The organism is Nocardia arseniciresistens (assembly GCF_046764875.1).
Lineage (GTDB): Bacteria > Actinomycetota > Actinomycetes > Mycobacteriales > Mycobacteriaceae > Nocardia > Nocardia arseniciresistens.
On the sequence record NZ_JBKORD010000018.1, the window covers coordinates 113768 to 135277 of the forward strand.

Genomic DNA, 21510 nt, shown 5'->3' on the forward strand with positions numbered 1-21510 from the left:
GCTTATCGCTACAGCCACGCAGGAAGGTGTGCAACGAAGCGGCGTGGCTTGTGCGAAAAGGAGTACCGATGAAGCTACTTCGCTGGGCGCAGCGGCCGCCGGACATCGATCCCGGCGAGGTCGCTCTGCATGCCCGCAATGTGCAATTCGACTGGGCGGATACGCCGCTGCACTGGATGCCCGTCGAGCCGATCGCGTCGCATCTGATCAACGCACTGAACCTGCTGCTACCCGAGGGTGAGCGCATGTTCTGTGCCACCTACACGGAGGCGCTGCCGTTCGTGAAGGACGACAAGCTCCGCGAGGCCATGCTCGGCTTCATCGGCCAGGAGTCGATGCATGCCGAAACGCACGACAAGGTGCTGCACGAGGTGCTCGCCGCCAACGGCATCGACCCTGGACCGTATGTACGCCAGGCCGAGTTCCTGTTTCGTAAGACGCTGGGGCCGAAGGATGTAGCGGGCGTAGCGCAGCGTCAGGTGATGGTTGAGCGGCTGGCGTTCATCGCCTGCCTGGAGCATTTCTTCGCCTTCCTCGGCGACTGGGTGCTCAACGCGGATCTGGAAAAATTCGGAGCCGACCCGCGGGTGGCCGACCTGTTCCGCTGGCACGGCGCGGAGGAAGTCGAGCACCGGCACGTCGCCCATGATGTGGCCGTCTACTTCGACGCGGGATACCTGCGGCGTGCGGCGCTCATGACGATCGTGTTCCCGATCTTCCTCACGCTTGTGGTGCGCGGCACGAAATACATGGTGCACCAGGATCCGGCGCTGCCCGACCTCGGCTATCCGCGGTTGATCAAGCGCGTCCTCGGGGCGATGTGGCGCGGTGCGCTGCCCGGGGTGCCGTCGCTGCTATGGAGCGCGCTCTCGACGTTCAAGCCCGGCTACAACCCGGAATCGGTCGGCTCTACCGCGCAGGCTGTCGCGTATCTGGCCAAGTCGCCCGCGGCGCGTGCGGTCGCATCGTGAACAAGCCGAGCGCAGGTCAGGCGGCATCGTGACCTATCTGCCCACCCCGGAACAGCTACCAGCGGACCTGTTCGGCAAGCGCGATCAGGACCGGGCGGTCCGGGTGCTCGACGTGGTCGCCTCGGCGCGGTTGCGGTGGAGCACGCTGATCAACCGCAAAGACTTGGCGCCGCGCATCGACGACCACCGGCTTGCGCTGGTGGTGACCGGTCGACGGATCGAGGCGCACGATCAGGACGTGATCAGTCTGCGGCTGGAAGCATCGGACGGCCGCGAACTTCCGCCGTGGCGTCCCGGAGCGCACCTGGATCTGGAATTGCCCTCGGGCCGGCTGCGGCAGTACTCGCTGTGCGGCGATCCGGCCGATACCCGTGCCTATCGGGTTGCGGTGCGTCGTATTCCGAACGGCGGAGGTGGGTCGATCGAGGTACACGACGAGCTGCCGGTCGGCTCCCGCATCGCGGTGCGCGGGCCACGTAATGCCTTTCCGTTCGCGGTGCCTGGCCGCGGATCATCAGCTGCCCGTTTGCATTTCATCGCGGGCGGAATCGGGATCACGCCGATACTGCCGATGGCACGACTCGCGATGCGGCTCGGTATCGATTGGTCGATGGTGTACACCGGCCGCAACCGTGACGCCATCCCGTTCCTCGACGAGATCGAGACTTTCGGAGATCGGGTCACGGTCCGCACCGATGACGAACACGGACTGCCGGATGCCGCAACGCTATTGGCGGGCGTAGGCGGCGATACCGCCGTGTACTGCTGCGGCCCGGTCCCGATGACCGTCGCCGTCGCCGCCGCGGTGCGCGAAATGTCGGGCGTGGAGCTGCATTCCGAACGCTTCTCGCCGCCACCGATCGTGAACGGTCGACCATTCGAGATCGAATTCGCTTCCACCGGTGAGGTTGTCGAAGTGGCCGCGGACCGTTCCGCGCTCGACACCATCCTCGACAGTCGACCGGACCGGCCGTACTCGTGCCGCCAGGGCTTCTGCCGCACCTGCAAAGTTCGGGTGCTTTCGGGTGCACCCGAACATCGCGAAACCGTGCTCACCGCGGCCGATCACAAGGCGGGCGAGATGCTCGTCTGCGTCTCGCGGTCACAGGGTGGGCGATTGGTAATCGACCTATGAGCGAGCGACCGCTGCACAGCGGCCTGGCGAAGTACGAATCAGGGGAACAAGGAGACACGTCAATGACGACGACCGAAATCGGCACGGTGGTCACGGAGCGGATCGTTCGCAGCGGCGAATTCGATATCGCGGTCTACGAATACGGTGATCCAAGCGCGGAAACTATTGTGCTCGTGCATGGTTGGCCCGATACCCATCACCTCTGGGATGCCGTCGTGCCGCTGCTGACCACTCGGTTCCACGTCGTCACCTACGACACCCGAGGCCACGGCCGGTCCACCCGCACCCAGCGCACCGAGGACTACCGCCTCGACGCGCTCGCGTCCGACTTCTTCGCGGTAGCCGACGCGGTCAGCCCCGACCGGCCGGTGCACGTGCTCGCCCACGACTGGGGTTCGGTGCAGGTGTGGGAGGCGGTGTGCGAACCGCAGGCCGCCGAGCGGGTCGCGTCCTTCACCTCCGTGTCGGGTCCGAACCTCGATCACATGGGTAAATGGATGCGTGACCGGCTTTCCCGGCCGACGCCCCGCAACCTCTGGCAGCCGTTCAGTCAGCTGCTGTCCTCGGCCTACACGTTCTTCTTCATGACGCCGGGACTGCCGCGCGCGACCTTCGGGCTGCTCGGCACCGAGCAGCGTTGGCAACGGGTCGTTTCGATCATGAACGAGACCGCGCCCTCGAACGTCACCCTTGGACCGACCTTCCGCAAGGACATCGTCGACGGTCTGCTCATCTACCGGGCCAATATCGTGCAGCGCATGCTTTCGCCGCGCGAACGGCGCACCGAGGTGCCGGTGCAGCTGATCGTCGCAGGTCGTGACGTCGCGGTTCGTCCGGCGGGCTATGACGACGAGCGCAAATGGGTGTCGCGGCTGTGGCGTCGCGATGTCCCGGCCGGGCACTGGATGCCGTTCTCGCACCCCGAACTCCTCGCTACCGCGACCACCGAGCTCATCGACACGCTCAACGGCGGATCGGTGCCGCGCGGGCTGCGTCGCGCCGAGGTCGGCCGCGGTAAGCGGCCCTTCGAGGATCAGTTGGTCGTCATCACCGGTGGCGGCAGCGGCATCGGCCGTGAGACCGCGCTGGCCTTTGCCGGGCTCGGTGCCGAGATCGTGTTGTCGGACATCAATCTGGTGGCCGCCAAGGAAACCGCGGACCTGATCAGCGCCCAACACGGTATGGCGCACGCCTATGAGCTGGATGTATCGAACGAATCGGACGTGACCGCGCACGCGGCGGCCGTATTCGAGGCGCACGGAGTGCCCGACATCCTGATCAACAACGCGGGCATCGGCCAGGCCGGAGGCTTCTTCGATACCCCGTCGGCGGAGTTCGATCGGGTGCTGCGGATCAATCTGGGCGGCGTGGTCAACGGCTGCCGCGCCTTCGGCTCCGCCATGGCCGAGCGCGGGCTCGGCGGGCACATCGTCAACCTGTCCAGCATGGCGGCCTACAGCCCGCAGCAGGGGTTCAGCGCCTACTCCACCAGCAAGTCGGCGGTGTTCATGTTCTCCGACTGCCTGCGCGCGGAACTGGCCGCCCACAATATCTCCGTGCACACCATCTGCCCGGGCATCGTGCACACGAATATCGTTGCCACCACCACATTCTCGGGTCTCAGCGCCGACGACGAGAAGCGCAAGCAGGAGCAGTACGACAAGCTCTACCGGATGCGTCGCTACGGACCGGAGAAGGTGGCCGAGCAGATCGTGCGGGCCGTGGAACGCGACCGCAGCATTGTCCCGGTCACCCCGGAGGCGCGGTTGCAGTACCAGTTCAACAAGTTCGCACCGGCGGTCGTGCGATTCGTCGCCGCGCGGGTGAAGCTCACCTGAGACCTACCCGGATGTCTCCGACGCCCGGCCGAGTTCGGCTTCGATAGCCGTGACTCGCCGGGCGTCGATGCCCCACGGGTGGTCTACGCCGACTCGGGCATCGAGATCCCAGAGCACGCAGGTTTCCTCGGGTGCCGCGACCATGGACCAGGCGACGACGGTACGGCCGAGCTGTTCGGCCATCGTGCCGTGCGACTTCTTCTGAGGCGAATTCCGCAGGGGCCCAACGCCATCCGGATAGTGGTGCAGGAATCGTCCGTAGGCGGTCGCGCAGAATTCGGCATAGCGCTCGGTGCAGAGGATAAGGCCGTGCCAAGCCTCGTCCACCGCGTGCGACGGCATGCCGATCACCTGGCCGTCGCGCATCGCGGCACCACAGCAGCGCAACCACTGCCGCAAACCGGTTTCCACCAGCTCGCGTGGCTGCCACGGACTGGTCTTGAACACGGCCTCCGGCAATTCGAGTGTGGCCACGGTTCTTTCGACCTCGTGGAGATCGATTCGACGCCGTAAGCGGTTTCGGGGGCGCAAGAGGACCACGATTCACTCTACGACGCTTTCGGACCCCGCCGAGATCTTCCTGGCGCCTGCGGTCAGTTTCTAACGGTTCGGCTACCGGTAGAGAACGGGGCCGCTGAGCCGTTCACGGGGTGGCTTCCGGCCGATACCATTCCCCACATGGTGTCGATCGGCCTCGCGCTCGTGTTTTTCTTCGTCTTGGTGGCGGGGATCGGCGGCTTTATCGCGGTCGTCGTCCTGATCATCGTCAAGGCTTCCAGCGCCCAGCCGTCGCGCCGTCGGCGTCCAGGGCGCGGTTCGGCGTGGATGGCTGGTGATTCGGGCAGTGGTGGTAATTCGGGTAGCGGTTGCGGCGGTGGGAGCAGTGACGGTGGGAGCAGTAACGGTGGCAGCGGTTGTGGTGGCGGCAGCAGTTGCAGCGGCGGCAGTAGTTGTGCCGGTGGCGGAAGTAGTTGCGGCGGCGGCAGCAGTTGCGGTGGCGGCGGTTCCTGATCGATTTCGGCGGCTCAGTCGGTGGATTCGAGCCGTGACCGACGATGAGCGGACGGGGCGAAGCGGAGACGTTCGCGGCGGCGGAAAACTAATACACCATATTGGCGACCCGAGCTATCACCACATCGATGCCACCCGCAATCGGCGTCAGGAACAAGCCGCTTCACCTGTATGCGACGCCCGCGCCCGGCAGCATCTTCGACGAGAAGTGTGATTCAGCGGATGCTCGGTGCTGGTCTATTGGGACGCCGGGCCGTCGATGCTGGTCCGTGTGGCCCCTGGCAATTCTGGTTCCGGTCCCGCGGCGCGTCCATGCGTCCTTCGGCGCCGGGCGATAGGTACGTTGTTGCCGTTGGACCCGCTCGATCGTGCCGATGAATGATCGCCGCGGATCGCTCCGGGTCGCCCCGATGTCCTGGGCAAGTCCACTTCAGGACGACGGAAGAGGTTGCGGCGGACGGCGATCAGAAGTCGCGAAGCGGGAACTTCTGCGGTGGACCGCGGCGGCGGGTACTGGCGGCGGGTGTCGGACTGCTGGCGGGGATGGCGCTGCTCGTGGTGGGGCCAATGTGCGGCTATGGGTGGTCTCGTCCGGGCGCAGATTCGACCCCGCCGCGGCGCCAACGGTTCCGGTGGTGATCGTGCCGGGAGCGAAGGTGGGGCCGGACGGTGCGCCGATGGCGTATTTGCGTGGGCGGCTCGATGTCGCGATCGAGTTGTTGCGGGCCGGGAGGGCCCGCGAGATTCTGGTTTCGGGTGATGCGGCGGGCACCTCTGGGGATGAGATTGTCTCGATGACAAGGTATCTCGCTGAGCACGGTGTCGATCCGGCGCTCGTGCGGTCCGACGGTGCGGGGCTCTCGACGTGGCAGATGGATGATACTTCGATCGGAAGTGTCGGTGTTGTTTGCTGCCGTCGAATTATTGTGGGGAAGCGGCACTTTCGGCCGCTACCGTTTGGGCACCTGCCGAGCTGATCAAATGCGATCGACGAGCATCTCTGGGTATGCCGCATGCGAATTGCCAAGTGCTCGGCCATGGACGCCCGAACCCGATCGAGTTCGAGATAATGTGATTCCCGGGCCGTCGCCTGAATCCGGTATGGCATTGTAAACCTCACGTATATCACGTGCGACTGGCCACATTCCCAGCACTGGGAATGTGGCCAGTCGGCGCGAACAGGGCGCTTGGTATGCTCGGCCGTCACTGCGGCAAAACGGGAGCGTCGGCATGGCTCAGGTTCAGTGTATCGGACCCGGCACGTTGAGTAAGTCGGTCTGGGTATGACTGTCACGCACTGGTCCAAGCTCACGAACAAGGATCAAACGTGACCGGGCACATGACGTCGGCGGAATTCCGAAAGATCGGCCACGAGCTCGTTGATTGGGTGGCCGACTATTGGGACACCATAGAAGAGCGTCCAGTCCTGTCTGCGATCGAGCCCGGCGGTGTCAGTGGACTTCTGCCGAAGAGTCCGCCGGAAAAAGGGGATGGCCTCGGGTCGCTTGTCGCAGATCTCGACGGGATTATTCTGCCTGGACTTACCCATTGGCAGCATCCATCGTTCTTCGGGTATTTTCCGGCGAACACCTCCGGCCCTTCGGTGCTCGGAGACCTGGTGTCTGCCGGGCTCGGGGTGCAAGGCATGCTGTGGACGACGAGCCCGGCGTGTACCGAGCTGGAAACCGTCACCATAGAATGGCTCGCGCAGTTGCTGGACCTGCCGGAACGATTTCGCGCAAATTCCACCGGTGGGGGTGTCATCGAGGATTCTGCATCGTCGTCCACCTTGATCGCTACCTTGGCTGCCTTGAATCGTGTCAGCGGCGGCGCATGGTGCCGTGACGGCCTGGGGGGTCCGGGGGGCCTTGACTACGTCGTATACGCGTCGACGCAGGCGCATTCATCCGTGGAGAAGGCTGCTCGTATCGCAGGCTTGGGCTCGAGGGGCTTGCGGTCGATTCCCGTCGGTGCGGTCGACCTGGCGATGGACGCCGAGCGCTTGTCGGCCCGGATCGCCGAAGACAAGGCGGCAGGCAGAGTTCCCGCACTGGTCGTCGCGACACTCGGAACCACGTCGACTACGGCTTTCGACCCGCTCCCGGAAATTGGGCGGATATGTGAAGAGAATGGTATCTGGCTGCATGTGGACGCAGCTTATGCAGGAGCGGCTGCGATTTGTCCTGAGTTTCGATGGATGCACGAAGGTATCGAATACGCTGACAGCTATTGTTTCAATCCGCACAAGCTGCTACTCACCGGCTTCGATTGCAGTGCCTTCTGGGTGGCGGATCGCAGTTCACTCATACAGGCGCTTTCGGTGCTCCCGGAGTATTTGAGGAATGCCGCCAGCGAATCCGGATCGATCATAGACTACCGTGACTGGCAGATTCCTCTGGGCCGGAGATTTCGGGCGTTGAAATTATGGTTCGTGTTGCGCTGGTATGGAGCAGAAGGCCTCCGGAAGCATATTCGCACGACAATTGGGCTTGCCGAACAGTTCGAGAATCTCGTCCTGGCCGACACGCGTTTCGAGTGCGTCACTACTCGAACACTAGGGTTGGTGTGCTTTCGGCTCCGAGCTGATAACGAGCTGAACGAGGAATTGCTCCACCGGGTAAATTCCGATGGTATGGCTTTCCTGACCCACACGGTCGTGGCGGAACGATTGACGCTGCGGCTCGCTATAGGATCACCGTTCACGGAATCATCGCACGTGTCCGCCGTGTGGTGTCGGCTGCAGAAGTTCGCAACGGAAGTCCTGTCGAGTTGAAGATGACACGCTCGGAATTATTGTCATCAGTGATCGCCTACCGGCATTCGCATCGCTTTTCGAAGGTTTTTTCAATTGAATCTGCTCCATCTGATCCACGGCTTTCACTGTAATTCTAGTCATTTCGCTGCACCGCCTTTTCCGACGAAGGGCTGACAGTGAAAAATTCAATGCGCGGTACGTACGAGCGCGGACGGCACAGTATCCATTTGCTGGCCGATCCGAAGACGATCGCCGATCCCTCGGTCTACCAGCGGGCCGTCCATGAGCTGGATCCGGTCTTCTGGGACGATGTGGGGAAGGTCTGGGTCTGTACGGGATACCGCGAATCACTGGCTGTCCTGCGCGACTCTGCGCGGTTCGGTTCGGCCCGATTGCGCAGTCCAGCGGACCTTTCCGACCAGGGGTTCACCGAGATAGGCCGGATAACCGGGATGCTGTCGCGCCAGATGCTTTTTCTCGATCCGCCCGCACATACCGCGATCCGAACCGTGCTGAAGCCCGCCTTCAACCCCGCGGCTGTGGCTGCGCGGGAAAAGCAAGTGCAGAAGATCGTGGAGGACCTCCTCGCAAAGCTTCCCCAGAGCGGGCGATTGGACATCGTGGAAGGCCTGGCCGGACAACTGCCGACCTTACTGATCGCCTCTCTGCTGGGACTGGACCATCGGGTTTCGGAAGTTTATGCCTGGGCGGAAGCCTATGAAACATTTCTCGGTGGATTATCGACGCTGCCCGATATTCGTGACCAGGCCATCATTCCGATATTGGCGGAAGCGTACGGCGCATTGCGTTCGGAGGCGTCGATCCGGCGGGGTGGCACGGGCGAAGACCTCGTCACGATATTGGCGAACGGACTGGCCGGCGCCGAATTATCCGGCGATACGCTCGCCGAGGCGCTCGACCTGGTCGCCGCGAATGCGTTGGTGCTGATCGGGGGCGGCTATCAAACCTTGACGCAGCTGATCGCGATGGGAATCGTGTTGCTCGCCCGCCATCCCGAGCAGCTTGACATGCTCAGGGCCGAGCCCGAGTTGATCAGTGATGTCATCGATGAGGTCATGCGTATGGAGGGGTCCAGCCAGTACGTTGGCAGGCGCGCCACCGAAGCAGTGTCATTGGCAGGTCATGATATTTCGGAAGGCGAATCGATACTGGTTCTGTTGGCGGCTGCGAACCGTGACCCCCGCCAGTTCTCCGATCCGGATCGGTTCGACATAGTGCGCCGAGAGGGAAAACATCTCGGTTTCGCCAGCGGACGCCACCATTGTGTCGGAAGCGTGGACGCACAGCAAGCGGCCCAGCTGGCGCTGCTCGCTTTTGTGGACAAGTACGAATCGTTCAGTGTGGTCGACGAGGACGATGCAATAATTTGGGGCGGGCATGCGAATACACGAAGCCCACAGCGAGTGTTGCTCACGGTCAGGCCACATGCCGCTGTGGCACACGCTATCGATGCGAAACCGCCAGTCGAAGCCCGAGCCGAAGGGCTCGGGCCTGAACCGGGCACTGAAGCCGAATGGATGCCGACCGACTCGGCACCCGGTCTTGAACTCGAAGCCGAGGCCGCGAGATCCCGGCCCGATTCGGTCCCGGGCCACGTTGGACGGGCACGACCGTGGCATCGAGCGACAACAGCCGAAGTCGACCGATTGCGCTCCCGGAACAACCGACCGATCTCGCTCGATGGTGAACGGCTGTGGATGGACGTAGTGGCCCGCTTCGCGGTCAGCGCGCCGCATTCTGTCGCGCTGCGCCAGGGCGGGCGGCAGATGTCCTACCGCGAGTTGGACCGCGGCGGCGATGTCGTCGCGGGCCGTATGCAGGCGCTGGGAGTCGAGCCGGGCGTTGTCGTCGGTGTGCTGATGCCACGATCGTTCGAGCAGTTTCTCGGCGCCCTCGGCACAGCAAGAGCAGGTGGTGCGCTGCTACTGGCGGACCTCGCCTGCCCGCGTGAGCGATTGCGAACAATGCTTGCCGAGGCGGGTGTCTCGGTGATCTGCGCGCACGCACGCGCACAGTCATTGGCGCAGGACGTATTGCCGGTCGGAGCGCGCGTCGTTGTCGTGGACGCCGATGAGATCAGCGATGCGGAGCGCCCCCGTGAAGTGGTTCCCGGTCTGAGGCTCGGCGACACCGCGTATGTAGTTTTCACCAGCGGCTCGACAGGTACACCCAAGGCTATTTCAGTCGACCACGAGGCGCTGCTGAACCTCCAGGTTGCGGTTCGGCAGGTGTTTCGAGCTACCCCCGCAGACCGGATACTGCAGTGGTTCTCGCCCAACTTCGACGGCTGGCATTTCGATATGACCGTCGGCCTCACCGCGGGCGCGGCTCTCGTGCTCGCACCAGAAGCGAATGTATGCACCGGCCCGACCCTGGCCGGAATAGTTCGTGACGAGGCCGTCACCATCGCCTCGCTCACACCTAGTGCGTGGCAGACATGCTCGTTCGATCAACTGCCTGGATTGCGTATTGCTGCGGCGGCCGGTGAGCCGGTTCCGGCGGGGCTTGTCCGGCAACTGGCTGCACCGAATCGACGGGTGCTCAACCTGTATGGTCCGGCCGAGGCCGCGATCTGGACCACGTGGTACGAATGCCGCGCCGACGAGAGTGATCCACCCATCGGCGAGCCGATCGTGAACAAGTACACCTACGTGCTCGATGCCGACGGCCGACCGGTGGTGTCCGATGAAATCGGTGAACTGTGGATCGGTGGCGTCGGTATCGGACGTTATGTGCACCAACCGGATTTGATGCGAGAGCGCTTCCGCCCTGATCTGCTCGCCGGCAGCGCGGGCAGGCTCATGTACGCGACAGGCGATATGTGCCGGTGGCGTCCCGATGGCCGCCTCGAGTATGTAGGGCGCCTCGACCGGCAGGTGAAAGTACGTGGTCAACGTATCGAGCTCGACGAAGTCGAGCGGATTCTCGTGAACGCGCCAGGTATTCGGCATGCTGCGGTGACCATCGAGGGCGAGCGTCTTGTCGCGACTGTGGTGACCGACGCTTCCGTGTTCGACGAGGCGGCGGTGAAAGCGCACCTGCGGGGGCGACTCCACAGCGGGATGATTCCGGCACTGTTCCGCGTGGTGGACGAGCCGCGATTGTCGATCAACGGAAAGCTGCGACTTTCGCCCGTCGGCCTGCCGACGCCGAGCGTCAGCCCACCAGAGGCCCAGACGGCGGGTATCGAGTCGGGTATGCCCGAGCGGCCCACCGCTTCGGCCCGATGGACTCATACCCGATTGGTATGGGCTTTGGCTCAACTTTTCGCCACATGCCTCCGACTGCCGCAGATGCGTGTGCGAGACACTTCCGACTTTTTCGAGCTTGGAGGTGACTCACTGTCGTTTGTCGATCTTTTGTCCGGTATCGAGCAACGATTGGATCTTGTCGTCACGGTCGACTCGATTCTGGAAACTTCGACGCCGGCTGGCGTCGCCGATCATGTGCTGGCGCAACAACTTCGGCTGGCGGAATGACCGGCCTGGAACTGCGCACCAGAAAAGCCGTCGATGGTGAATCGTTGGCACATGTTGTGCTGATTCATGGTTCGCTGGACGACAGCAGTAGCTTTCGTCGTGTCTTGGACGCGCTTCCTACCTACCAGCTGTCGTGGTATGACCGGCGCGGCTGGGGTAAGGCCGCCGACCTCGGAATCGGTAGTGTTACCGATCATGTCCAGGACTTGATTGCCCTTCTGCCTCCCGATCCCGTTATCTTGGTCGGCCATAGTTTCGGGGGAACTGTTGCCCTTTCCGCAGCGCAGACGTGTCCGGAGCGGGTGCTCGCCGTTATCGCATACGAGCCGCCTTTACCGTGGCTGCCGTGGTGGCCCGATATCGCACCGTGGGAAGAAATAGTGTTCGCACAGGGGCGCAGCCCTGAGGACGCCGCCGAGGCGATGATGCGCCATGTGCTCGATGATGCGAGGTGGGAGCAACTGCCGAAACGCATCAAGGAGCGGCGTCGTAACGAGGGGTCGGCATTGGTTACCGAGATGAAGACTCTGCGCGACGTCGGCCCTACGTTCGATCCGGTGACCCTGGTCCCCCACATCTACACAAGCGCCGGAAGCGAGAGCTTGCCACACCACAAATTGGTCAGCGAACGGCTGGCCGAGCTGGCACCGCGAGGTGGATATCAGGAGCTGCCCGGCGCAGCCCACAGTGCGCACGTCACGCATCCGATGACCTTCGCACAACTGATTGATGGTGTCGCCAGGGCCGTGCGGTCAGCGTAGAGCAGCCCTCGCCTGTGGGCCGGCTCCGACGTCCAGGGCGCGGCTCGGTGTGGATGGCTGGAGATTCGGGCAGCGGCAGTAGACGACCCGAGCGATCACCACATCGGTGCCACCGACAATCGGCGTCAGGAAGAAGCCGCTCCACCTGTACGCGACGACCGCGCCTGGCAGCATCTTCGACGAGAAGATGTGATTCAGCGGGATGCTCGGTGCGCAAAGGTCTATTGGGACGCCCGGCTGTCGATGCCGTTCCGTGTAGCCCCTGGCAATGCTGGTTCCGGCCCGGCAGCGCATCCATGCGTTGCCCGAGTTGGCCTGTCGGCAATCAGGCCTGTATCGACCGAGCCGCCGCCGACTGATTCTGCGCAGAGCGTAATCGGCCTTCGTCGACTTGACCTGAACAGTGCTTAAGGTTCCATGCTGAGTCGCGACCGATCAGGCAGTGAAGCGATGGAGGATGACATGCGTGCTGTGCAGGCGACAGAGTTCGGTGGACCGGAAGTGCTCTCGATGCGTGAGGTGCCGGAGCCGGTGGCAGGGCCGGGTGAGGTGGTCGTCGACGTCGCGGCCGCCGACGTGATGTTCCTCGACACCCAACTGCGGAGTGGCTGGGGCGCTGAGTTCTTCAAGCTGGAACTGCCGTACGTGCCCGGCGGCGCGATCGGCGGGGTGGTCTCGGCGGTCGGTGCCGATGTGGACCAGGCCTGGCTGGGCAAGCGGGTCGCCACCGCGACCGCGGCGAGTGGCATCGGGGGCGGGCAGCCGATCGGGGGATACGCCGAAAAGGCACTCGCGAAGGCGGACACCCTGGTTGCCGTGCCCGAGGGGCTGAGCGTGCCGCAGGCCGTCGCGCTGGCACACGACGGCAGGACCGCCCTCGCGGTGTTCGACAAGGCGGAGTTCGTGCCGGGGGAATGGGTGCTGATCACCGCGGCGGGCGGCGGCTTGGGCACCCTGCTGATCCAATTCGCCCGCGCCGCAGGCGCACACGTGATCGCCGCGGCGCGCGGTGCGGCGAAGCTGGCACTGGCCACACGGCTGGGCGCGGACGTCGTCATCGACTACTCCGATCCCGATTGGCAGGCCGCCGCGCGTGCCGCGACCGGTGGAGCGGGCGTGAGCGTCGTGTTGGACGGAGCGGGCGGCGCGCTGGGCGGTGCCGCCGCCGAGGCAGCCGCCGACGGCGCTCGATTCATCGGATATGGCGCTGCCTCAGGCGGATTCGCCGAGCTGGACCGGACGGCCGCCGAGGCGCGCGGCATCACCGCGCTCGGACTGTTCGACATCACCGGTGCCGACACCGATTGGCATGCGCTGGCCGAGCGTGCACAGGCCGCGGTGGCAACCGGAAGCGTGGAAGTGGTGATCGGCCAGACTTTTTCGCTGGAAGAGGCCGACCGTGCGCACGCCGCCATCGCATCCCGCGCCACACTGGGGCGCACCTTGTTGACGGTGTGAGTCGGTGAGCCTGGGAGCGCGTCCGGTCGGCTCCCAGGCCCCGGTTTATTCTTCGCAAAGCCGGTTCGCAAGTCACACAACCGGTTAGCGCATCACACAGTCCCCGCTGGCGGTTCGCTATGTGATCTGACAAGCAAAGGTTCGCAAAGTTACTGCGGCAGTGGCCAACTGGTCGCTCGACCCGATGCGTGCTGCTCGACTCGGCGCTACTGTGCCTGCGTGCACACTCTGATCGTCGTTGTCGCTATCGTCGCGGTGCTCGCCCTCTGTGCCGCGGTCGTGCAGTTCGCCAGCAGGCCGCCGAAAGACGGCGGTCGTTGGGACAGAGATGATTTCGACGAGGACTGGGACGACAGCGACCGCTGAGATCGCGAAAGCGGCGACCCCTCAGCCGACCGGCGACAACACCACCACCGCGATCGGCCGCTTGGTCATCTTCTGATACGCGCTGTAGCGCCCCTGATTCACCTTGTCCACAATCTTCCACCGCCGCGCATAGTCCGGATCATCCGGCAACGTCGGCCGCGCGAGCGCCTTCATCTTCCGCCGCCCAACCTGAATCTCACACTCCGGCTCAGCCTTCAGATTCGCCAACCACCCCGGCGGTCGAGGCGACCCGCCATTCGAAGCGGTCACCAAATAATCGTCCCCATCCCGCCCATACGTCAGCGCCGAGGTCCGCTCCAGCCCCGTCTTCCGCCCCACACACCGCAACAACAACGTCGGATTCCCGAACAACACCCGATGCCCCACCAGCCCACCACTGTTCTCATAAACCCACTGATGCACCTTCAGCACAGTCGCGAACACACTGCCCATCGCCCAACCCTCCATATGGTGGTGTTTCCACCCCACCCTAACCATTCCCAGGTATCCGACTGGTGCAAGCCACGCCCCACCCGGTAGCATCCCCCACGCCTGCGGCACACCCGCAGAAGAGGGGCGGTAGCTCAGTCGGTTAGAGCCGTGGACTCATAATCCATTGGTCGTGGGTTCGAGCCCCACCCGCCCCACAAACACCCGCTGACCAGCGGGTTTTTGTTTTCTGGAGAGGGCTCACCGCACACGATCCGCGGCCGTAGCTGCGCACTGCCGTACCGGTTGCGATCGAGGAACCCACGCACCACGCGTCGGCACTCGGTGTAGAGGTCGACCAGTGGGTGCGGGTGGCTGAACTGCTGTGCAGCGCTGACCCGTCCGATCGGCGTGACCCGGAGAAGGTGACCGAGATCCTGCGCCTGCGCCACGCAGGGCTGGGTCGCACGCACGCAGCGCCGAGCACGTCAGCCTCAGCTCGTCCTCATGACCCGCACCCTCACCGCCGCCCGGGAACACATCCAGGAAGGAGTCCACCCGTGACAGCATGACGAGCGAACCCAACACAACCGCAACGCATTCGGCACCTGCGCCACCGTCGAAATCGGGGTCTGCATCCGCGAAGGTGACCAGCAGTAGCCGAAATATCCCGCCGGAAAACTACACATTCGTTGGGTCACCCGTGCGGAAAGTGCCGGGATTTGTCCGGGATAGATCCGGGACTTGTCCGGGACCTACCAAGTCCCGGACAGCCTGCCCGAAAACCCTGTCAGTCGGGTGGAGAGGGAGCCAACACCAAACATTTGAGAGGGGACTGTCTGAACAATGGTTGATCTGATCTCGGTCTAACACATCGAACCTGATGATTCGGCGGGAAGGATCATTCGATGTCCGAGACACTCGATGCCGTGGCAGGCGAGGTGGTGGATCCGAAGAAGCTGGCCAAGCAGCTGCTGGCCCAGGCCAAAGAACAAGGTGTTGATCTGGTCGGCCCGAACGGGTTGCCAATCAGCTGACCAAGACGGTGCTCGAAACCGCTCTGGGAGCGGAGATGACCGAGCATGTCGGCTATGAGAAACACGACCCGGTCGGTCGAGGAACACCGAACTCGCGCAACGGAACTCGGTCTAAGACGGTGCTGACCGAGATCGGATCAGTCGAGATCGACGTCCCGCGTGACACCGGCTCGACGTTCGAGCCGCAGATCGTGAAGAAGCGCCAACGCCGCTTGACCGGGGTGGATGAGATCGTATTGTCGTTGACGGCAAAGGGATTGACCACCGGTGAGATCTCAGCGCACTTCGATGAGATTTATGGCGCCTCGGTCTCGCGCGACACCGTTTCCCGCATCACCGACACAGTGATCGCGGAGATGACCGACTGGTGCAACCGGCCTTTGGAGCGGGTGTATCCGGTGATCTCATCGACGCCATCCACGTCAATGTCCGTGACGGCAGGTCACCAACCGGCCGATCTATGTCGTCATCGGCGTCACCTGCAACGGTGAACGCGACATCCTCGGGTTGTGGGCCGGCGACGGCGGTGAAGGCGCGAAGTTCTGGCTGGCGGTGTTGACCGAGATCAAAATGTCGAGTGCGCACAGCAGTCGCGTAAGAAGCGTCGCCGCTGACCAGGTTCATCCCCTCCGGATCCATTGCCCATCAACTGCTGGTGCCGCGCGGTCTGATTGAGCGAACCCGCCGTGTCCCGTCGATCGAGGCCATTGCCAGCTTGGCACGCACACGATCACGTTCGCGCGGGTCCTCGATAGCGTTGATCATCTCCAGCTTCACCGCCAGGTTCAATGCGTCCTTGGTGCGGCCCGACACGATCAATGACACCCCACCCAACGCGCCTCCGCTCAACGCCGTGTACACAGTCGTGGCGTCGGACACCGATCCCGACACGCCCACACCCACCGACACCACAAACGCCGCCACCGCCGCGAACGCCAAACCTTGCCCGGCCCACAACATGCGCCGCAAGTTGTTGTTCGCGATCTCGGACAACTCCGACCGCGTCACCGCCGACATCGCCGCCCCCACTGTCGGGACCGCCGCCGCCGCGACAGCGGCGATGTCCAGGCCCGGGTCGCCAGTGCCGGACGTGGCAGCGGCCAGCATGATCGCGGTGAGGCTCATACTCAATCCTGTCTCGAGGGAGCGCGCAGCGAGCGAAGCACGCAGATACGACACCAGAGTGCGGCGTCGCGGCGGCCGAATCAGCTTGAGATCAAGATCGGCTTCGTCGTACCGTGTTCGCAATGTGGGTTCGAAAGGATAATGCCCGACCAGGAACGCGGCGTCGGTGAGGACTGCCGGATCAACCGCCACGATATTGGCCCGGTGTAGGCCGCCGACGACGCGGTCATGATTGGCCAACGCGGAGGCCAGATCTCGCCAGAAGTCGTGGTAACGGCCGGGGGTGGCGGTGACATCTGTCCCGTCGAAGTCGATGCGCAGCGCGAAGTAGCGGTCGAGCTGTGTTTTCGCAGCGGCGCGGTGATCGCTGGTGTCGTTCAACCGATATCGAACGCGACACAGCCACGTCGATAGGTCATCGCCAAGCTCATCTACGGGGTTTGCATCGCCGATGCGAGCGAGAAGTCGACCCTGGTACCAGGGCACGATATCCAGGAGGGATCGGTCACGGGCCAGAGTTGCTTGCGTGTCGACGATGGCGGCGGCGAGTAGCTCGCGTAGCAACCTACTCTCCCGCGCGCGCCGATCCCGCGCGCGCCGATCCCGCAGCGTGAGGACCCAATTCCTGGGCCGCGCGGGAGTCGGCATTTCGTGATCATGTCCGCTGCCCATCGTGAATAGATTGTTGCCTGAATAGTCGGTGCGGGAGAGGGTTTCGCTGCCAGTAGCTATCTTGGTGGTTCCCGTTCCGGCGTCAGGTGTCGGTAACAGATCGTTTTTCGACGGTCGTGCGCAGCTGGATGTGTTCTGCCGTCGTGCTGCTGTGTGGACGAACTTCACTATTCGCCACGCACCGCGGTGGCACCCCTGTGCCGGCCCGAGTTGGGCGAGTTCAGCGTCGATGTCGACCTCGATCGCGCCGAAACGCGAACTCGGTGTTGAGCTGTAGGGGTTCCGAACTGGCAGGGACCCCGCGCCAACACCGAGTTCGGCGATGGGGGCGATATGCGGGCGTTCACGCCGGTAGCCCGACTCGAGCCGTCGCATACCGGAGAATGATTGCGATGAAATAGCTATCAAGCGGAATGTGAGCCAACGATTTGCTCTGAACTGCGATATTGTCCGAAGACAAGAAGATAGCCGGGAGCGATCCTGTTCAGTGCCGTTCGCCTGGGAATGTCGAAAATCGGAACGAATGGAAGTGCGGTGAAGATCAAGAAGCTCCTGGCGACTGCGATCTTGGCTATCGCGGCCACCAGCACAACCACCGTCATGGCCAACGGTCAGGCCGGGGTGGCCTCGGACGTCACCGTCGGCTCGAACGCGGGTGCCGTCGCCTACACCACCACCCTCGCCGCCGATCACACCAGCGCGCTGGTCCGGCTGGCATCAGGCAGATTCACGCTCGGCCCCGCCGCGGTCACCGTGACTGCGGACGACGGCACCGTCGTCGGCGCCATTCCGACGACGTTGCAGGCCCAGACCGGGCAGACGTTCAACCTCACGCCAGCGCTGGACAACACCGGCACGGAGTTGACGCTGACCCCGGCGTCGGCCCCCGTGCCCGGGCTGCACCTGGCACAGGGATTCTTCGCCGTCGTCGAGGTCGGCGAGGTGGTCGGTTGTGTCATCGGCATTCTCATCGGGATCTGGTTCTTCCTGGTGGGTGCCATCATCGGCTGTGCGGTCGGTGCGATCATCGGCCAGTTCATCGGCTAGGTGTGCTGTCTCGTGAGATCGGTGTCAGCGGTTGGTCGCTGAGGTAGATCGTCCATGTCGTGAACCAGCCAGCGCAGGAACGCCACCACGTACGCGTTCAGATTCGAGTCGACTTGCGCGACAACTGCTTTCGCGCGTTCGTGTAGATCCGGGTCAGGGCGAACCGTCATGACCGGAAAGCGGTGCTGACTAGGCATTTCCCATTCACTCTCACCGTCACCCGGCAGAGGATTATTCGCCTACTCGCCGATACCGGCTGTCGCGGTGGCGAAGTCGCGAATCTCGGTGTCGACGAGACGCTACCTGCGTGCCGAAGTCAACATCCGTTCGCGATGAAGAGTGAGCGACTGCTATCGGTCTAGCTTGCCTGCCCTCTCCAGCAGGTAACGCTGTTCGGGGAGGCTCGTGGTGCGGCGAGCCGCCAGCAGGTAGTTCGCTCGAGCGGCGGCGTAGTCGCCGGCGAGCTCCTGTAGGTGGGCGCGGACGGCGTAAAGGCGGTGGTGGCGGGCCATTCGGGGGTCGCTGTCCAGTTCTTCCAGCAGTTCGAGTCCGGCCTGAGGGCCGCGGCTCATCGCGACCGCGACGGTGTAATTGAGCGTGACCATAGGGTTCGGTGCGATCCGGCGAAGGATTCCGTACAGGATGCGGATCTGTTCCCAGTCCGTGTCCTCGGCCCGCGGCGCCTGGACGTGCAGTGCGGCGGTCGCCGCCTGGAGCTGGTAGGGGCCCAGAGGTGAGACGGACATGGCGTTGGTCACCAGCCTGGTGCCCTCTTCGATCATGGTGGGGTCCCACCGGCTCCGGTCTTGCTCGGCCAGCGGTATGAGGGCGCCGTCCGGTCTGATGCGGGCCGATCGGCGGGCCTCGGTCAGCAGCATCAGCGCCAGCAGCCCAGCGACTTCACCGTCATCTGGCAAGGATCGGTACAGCATTCGGGTGAGCCGGATCGCCTCTGCGGTGAGTTCGCCGCGGTGCAGCTCGGGTCCGGAGCTGGCGGTGTACCCCTCGTTGAAGATCAGGTAGAGCACGTGCAGGACAGTGTCCAGTCGGTCGGCCCGCTCTTGGGCGCTCGGCATCGCAAAAGACGCTCCGGCGGTCCTTATCCGCTGCTTGGCGCGGCTGATCCGCGGCGCCATGGTGGCCTCCGGCACGAGGAATGCCCGCGCCACCTCAGCAGTGGTGAGCCCGCCGACCGCACGGAGCGTGAGTGCAACCTGAGCGGCGGGCGTCAGCGCCGGATGGCAGCACAGAAACAGCAGCGCGAGCGTGTCGTCCTGTTCGTCGGGGATTTCGTCGCCGGGCATCGGCGCGAGGACGGTGTCCGGCGTCTCCCGCACGGCTGCGGTGACCTCCCGGCGGCGGCGTGCCTGCTCGCTGCGTATCTGATCGACCAGGCGGCGGGAAGAGACGGTGACCAGCCAGGACCGCGGGTTTTCCGGGATGCCCTCGGCAGGCCACTGCATCGCCGCGGCGAGCAACGCCTCCTGGACCGCGTCCTCGCACTCCTCGAACCCGCCGTAGCGGCGCAGCAGCGCGCCGAGGACCTGCGGCGCCAGTTCGCGCAGCAGATCCTCGAGCCGTTCGGGCGTGCTCACATCTCCATCCCGGCCGAATCCATCAGCGGTCGCACCTCAACGCCGACGATCTCACCACTCGATATCAAGCAGGCCAGTTCCACGGCGCGCTCCCGGTTTTCGCAGTCGACCAAGTACTGGCCGGCGACATGATCCTGGGTCGGAAGATACGGACCCTCGGTCACCGTCACTACGTTGTCCCGAACCCGTACCACCGCGCTGATGGACGGATCGGCGAACACGTGACCGCTGATCAGTTCCCCTGCCTGCCCGGCTGCGGCCAGGAACTGCTCGTGGTCGAACTCTTGTCCCGGTAGGGCCGCGGCGTTCAGATAGAGATTCAGCAGGAACTTCACCGCGTGCTCAGCCGTCGGCCGTGCCCGCGAAGACCACCGGCCGCACCTCGATGCCGAGGCCGTCGACGCCGGCGTCGGGGATGAGCGCCGCCAGCTCCAGGGCCCGCTCCCGGCTGTCGCACTCCACCAGGTAGTAGCCGCCGAGGTACTCCTTGGCCTCGAGATAAGGTCCGTCGGTCACAGCAGGGACGCCGGCCCGGACCCTGACCACCGCGGCCTGCGACGGGTCGGCCAACGCGGTGGTACTGATCATCTCCCCGGACTTCGTGATGGTCTCCATGAACGCGCCGTGGCCGCTCATCACCGCGTTGCGCTCCTCCTCCGTCAGCGCATCCCAGATCTGCGGGTTGCTGTGCATGATCAACAAGAACTTCACGTCGTCTCCTTCGATGGTCGGGCAGCCCCTCGGCGCCGTTCACCATCAAGTCGGAGTCGATAGCGCATTCTTGCGGAGCGGACCGCAAGAATCTGCCGCCGACTCCGACTACCCCTCCGAAGAGCGTGCCACCTGGACGTTCCGAACCAACGGCGATCACTGGAGTATATGAATGAACCTGCCACGCATCGGCGTCAGCTTGCCCTACATCGACCCTTACGCCGCCCCCGACGCCGTGGTCACCGTGGCCCAGGCGGCCGAACGGCTCGGATTCCACGCCGTGTCCGCCAGCGATCGGATGCTTATCCCGATCGGACCGCACTGGAACAACGACGCGGGTGTGCCCGAGTCCCACGCCTGGGACTCGCTGGAGATGCTGACCTGGGCGGCCGCGCACACCCGGCGGATCCGCGTGACCACAGACATCGTGAACTCGATCTTCCAGCCGCCCGTCATCCTCGCTCGCAGGCTGGCCACCCTCGATCGGCTGTCCGGGGGGCGATTGGATGTCGGCATCGGCCAAGGCGGCGGAACTCGGCTGCCACCGTTCTACATCCCCGAGGAGTTCATCGCGGCAGGCGTGCCGACCAGCCGCAGAGGCGCTGGATTCGTCGAGCACATCGCCGCAATGCGGGCCTGCTGGGCCCCCGACCCCGTCGAGTTCCATGGTGAGCACTACCGGATCCCACTGTCCACGGTCGGCCCAAAGCCCTGCGGAAGCACCATCCCCCTGTTCATCGGCGCGATAACCCGCCACACCATCGAACGGGCAGCCCGCATCGCAGACGGCTTCGTCACCACCGCGGTCGACTGGGACGACACCCGTACTCACATCCGCTGGTATCGCGAGGCCGGCGGCACCGGCACCGTCGTAGTGAACGCGATGCCGGCCCATCGCGACGGTCAACCATCACCCCGCGCCTTCACCGACGCCGCGCTGAGCGACCTCGACCGCGCGGCGGCCGTCGGCGCTGACGAGATGCACATTGCGCTCCATCTCCTGCCCTGCGCCCCGGAGCAGCAGGTCGAACTGCTGGAAGCGCTCGCGACGGAACTCGACCTGACAACGCCGTAGAACCGATCCAGCGCCCAATCGCCG

At 64.2% G+C, this 21510-nt stretch carries 19 protein-coding genes, 1 tRNA gene and 1 pseudogene; 14 read left to right on the forward strand and 7 right to left on the reverse strand.

What is annotated here, in order from left to right:
• Positions 1-68: 68 nt before the first annotated feature.
• The 3 genes from ACLMAJ_RS29945 to ACLMAJ_RS29955 all read left to right on the forward strand — a co-directional run bounded on the left by ACLMAJ_RS29945 (position 69) and on the right by ACLMAJ_RS29955 (position 3944).
• Positions 69-971: a metal-dependent hydrolase gene (locus ACLMAJ_RS29945; protein WP_412017203.1), complete on the forward strand. Its 903-nt coding sequence runs from the start codon at positions 69-71 to the stop codon at positions 969-971.
• Between the two features lie 25 nt (positions 972-996).
• Positions 997-2106, forward strand: coding sequence for a PDR/VanB family oxidoreductase (locus ACLMAJ_RS29950; RefSeq protein ID WP_412017299.1), 1110 nt, complete (start codon positions 997-999; stop codon positions 2104-2106).
• A 62-nt stretch (positions 2107-2168) separates the two neighbouring features.
• Positions 2169-3944 (forward strand): SDR family oxidoreductase, encoded by a 1776-nt coding sequence (locus ACLMAJ_RS29955; protein WP_412017204.1) that lies wholly within the window; start codon positions 2169-2171, stop codon positions 3942-3944.
• Positions 3945-3947: 3 nt separating this feature from the next.
• Here the strand turns inward: ACLMAJ_RS29955 and ACLMAJ_RS29960 are convergent, their stop codons facing one another.
• Positions 3948-4418: a glycine-rich domain-containing protein gene (locus ACLMAJ_RS29960; protein ID WP_412017205.1), complete on the reverse strand. Its 471-nt coding sequence runs from the start codon at positions 4416-4418 to the stop codon at positions 3948-3950.
• 204 nt (positions 4419-4622) lie between these two features.
• Between ACLMAJ_RS29960 and ACLMAJ_RS29965 the strand changes: the two genes are divergently transcribed.
• The 7 genes from ACLMAJ_RS29965 (at position 4623) to ACLMAJ_RS29995 (ending at position 13795) form a co-directional block, all read left to right on the forward strand.
• A complete protein-coding gene (locus ACLMAJ_RS29965; protein ID WP_412017206.1) occupies positions 4623-4955 on the forward strand; it encodes a hypothetical protein in 333 nt (110 codons plus the stop codon).
• Between the two features lie 410 nt (positions 4956-5365).
• Positions 5366-5932 (forward strand): SanA/YdcF family protein, encoded by a 567-nt coding sequence (locus ACLMAJ_RS38080; RefSeq protein WP_479725044.1) that lies wholly within the window; start codon positions 5366-5368, stop codon positions 5930-5932.
• 350 nt (positions 5933-6282) lie between these two features.
• Positions 6283-7728 carry a pyridoxal-dependent decarboxylase gene (locus tag ACLMAJ_RS29975; RefSeq protein ID WP_412017207.1) on the forward strand — a complete coding sequence of 482 codons (1446 nt, stop codon included), beginning with the start codon at positions 6283-6285 and terminating at the stop codon, positions 7726-7728.
• Positions 7729-7898: 170 nt separating this feature from the next.
• Positions 7899-11210 (forward strand): amino acid adenylation domain-containing protein, encoded by a 3312-nt coding sequence (locus ACLMAJ_RS29980; RefSeq protein WP_412017208.1) that lies wholly within the window; start codon positions 7899-7901, stop codon positions 11208-11210.
• Entirely contained in the window at positions 11207-11971 is a 765-nt protein-coding gene (locus ACLMAJ_RS29985; RefSeq protein ID WP_412017209.1) for an alpha/beta fold hydrolase, read from the forward strand. Before ACLMAJ_RS29980 ends, ACLMAJ_RS29985 begins: the two co-directional genes overlap by 4 nt.
• A gap of 462 nt (positions 11972-12433) precedes the next feature.
• Entirely contained in the window at positions 12434-13429 is a 996-nt protein-coding gene (locus tag ACLMAJ_RS29990) for a zinc-binding dehydrogenase (RefSeq protein ID WP_412017210.1), read from the forward strand.
• Between the two features lie 219 nt (positions 13430-13648).
• The gene (locus ACLMAJ_RS29995) at positions 13649-13795 is read left to right on the forward strand and encodes a hypothetical protein (protein WP_412017211.1); all 147 of its coding nucleotides are present in this window, start codon (positions 13649-13651) and stop codon (positions 13793-13795) included.
• Positions 13796-13816: 21 nt separating this feature from the next.
• On the opposite strand, the gene ACLMAJ_RS30000 is transcribed toward ACLMAJ_RS29995, so the two are convergent.
• Positions 13817-14248, reverse strand: coding sequence for a nitroreductase family deazaflavin-dependent oxidoreductase (locus ACLMAJ_RS30000; protein ID WP_412017212.1), 432 nt, complete (start codon positions 14246-14248; stop codon positions 13817-13819).
• 120 nt (positions 14249-14368) lie between these two features.
• Between ACLMAJ_RS30000 and ACLMAJ_RS30005 the strand changes: the two genes are divergently transcribed.
• Together ACLMAJ_RS30005 and ACLMAJ_RS30010 are read left to right on the forward strand one after the other, a co-directional pair.
• Positions 14369-14442 (forward strand) — tRNA-Ile (locus ACLMAJ_RS30005).
• A 690-nt stretch (positions 14443-15132) separates the two neighbouring features.
• Positions 15133-15831 (forward strand): annotated as a pseudogene (locus ACLMAJ_RS30010) (IS256 family transposase); the annotation flags it as partial.
• Between the two features lie 75 nt (positions 15832-15906).
• On the opposite strand, the gene ACLMAJ_RS30015 reads toward ACLMAJ_RS30010, so the two are convergent.
• Positions 15907-16767 carry a hypothetical protein gene (locus ACLMAJ_RS30015; protein WP_412017213.1) on the reverse strand — a complete coding sequence of 287 codons (861 nt, stop codon included), beginning with the start codon at positions 16765-16767 and terminating at the stop codon, positions 15907-15909.
• An 825-nt stretch (positions 16768-17592) separates the two neighbouring features.
• On the opposite strand from ACLMAJ_RS30015, the gene ACLMAJ_RS30020 reads away from it, so the two are divergent.
• Positions 17593-18105 carry a DUF8020 domain-containing protein gene (locus tag ACLMAJ_RS30020; protein WP_412017214.1) on the forward strand — a complete coding sequence of 171 codons (513 nt, stop codon included), beginning with the start codon at positions 17593-17595 and terminating at the stop codon, positions 18103-18105.
• On the opposite strand, the gene ACLMAJ_RS30025 is transcribed toward ACLMAJ_RS30020, so the two are convergent.
• From ACLMAJ_RS30025 to ACLMAJ_RS30040, 4 genes are all read right to left on the reverse strand, one after another.
• Positions 18102-18275 carry a hypothetical protein gene (locus tag ACLMAJ_RS30025; RefSeq protein WP_412017215.1) on the reverse strand — a complete coding sequence of 58 codons (174 nt, stop codon included), beginning with the start codon at positions 18273-18275 and terminating at the stop codon, positions 18102-18104. The genes ACLMAJ_RS30020 and ACLMAJ_RS30025 overlap by 4 nt on opposite strands.
• A gap of 180 nt (positions 18276-18455) precedes the next feature.
• Positions 18456-19700, reverse strand: a complete 1245-nt coding sequence (locus ACLMAJ_RS30030; protein ID WP_412017216.1) for an RNA polymerase sigma factor — start codon at positions 19698-19700, stop codon at positions 18456-18458.
• Complete coding sequence (locus ACLMAJ_RS30035) at positions 19697-20035, reverse strand: YciI family protein (protein WP_412017217.1); 339 nt, start codon at positions 20033-20035, stop codon at positions 19697-19699. Before ACLMAJ_RS30035 ends, ACLMAJ_RS30030 begins: the two co-directional genes overlap by 4 nt.
• Before the next feature lie 7 nt (positions 20036-20042).
• Positions 20043-20411: a YciI family protein gene (locus ACLMAJ_RS30040; RefSeq protein WP_412017218.1), complete on the reverse strand. Its 369-nt coding sequence runs from the start codon at positions 20409-20411 to the stop codon at positions 20043-20045.
• A 172-nt stretch (positions 20412-20583) separates the two neighbouring features.
• Here ACLMAJ_RS30040 and ACLMAJ_RS30045 point away from each other — a divergent pair, with 172 nt between their 5' ends.
• Positions 20584-21486 (forward strand): TIGR03619 family F420-dependent LLM class oxidoreductase, encoded by a 903-nt coding sequence (locus ACLMAJ_RS30045; protein ID WP_412017219.1) that lies wholly within the window; start codon positions 20584-20586, stop codon positions 21484-21486.
• The last annotated feature ends 24 nt before the right edge of the window (positions 21487-21510 follow it).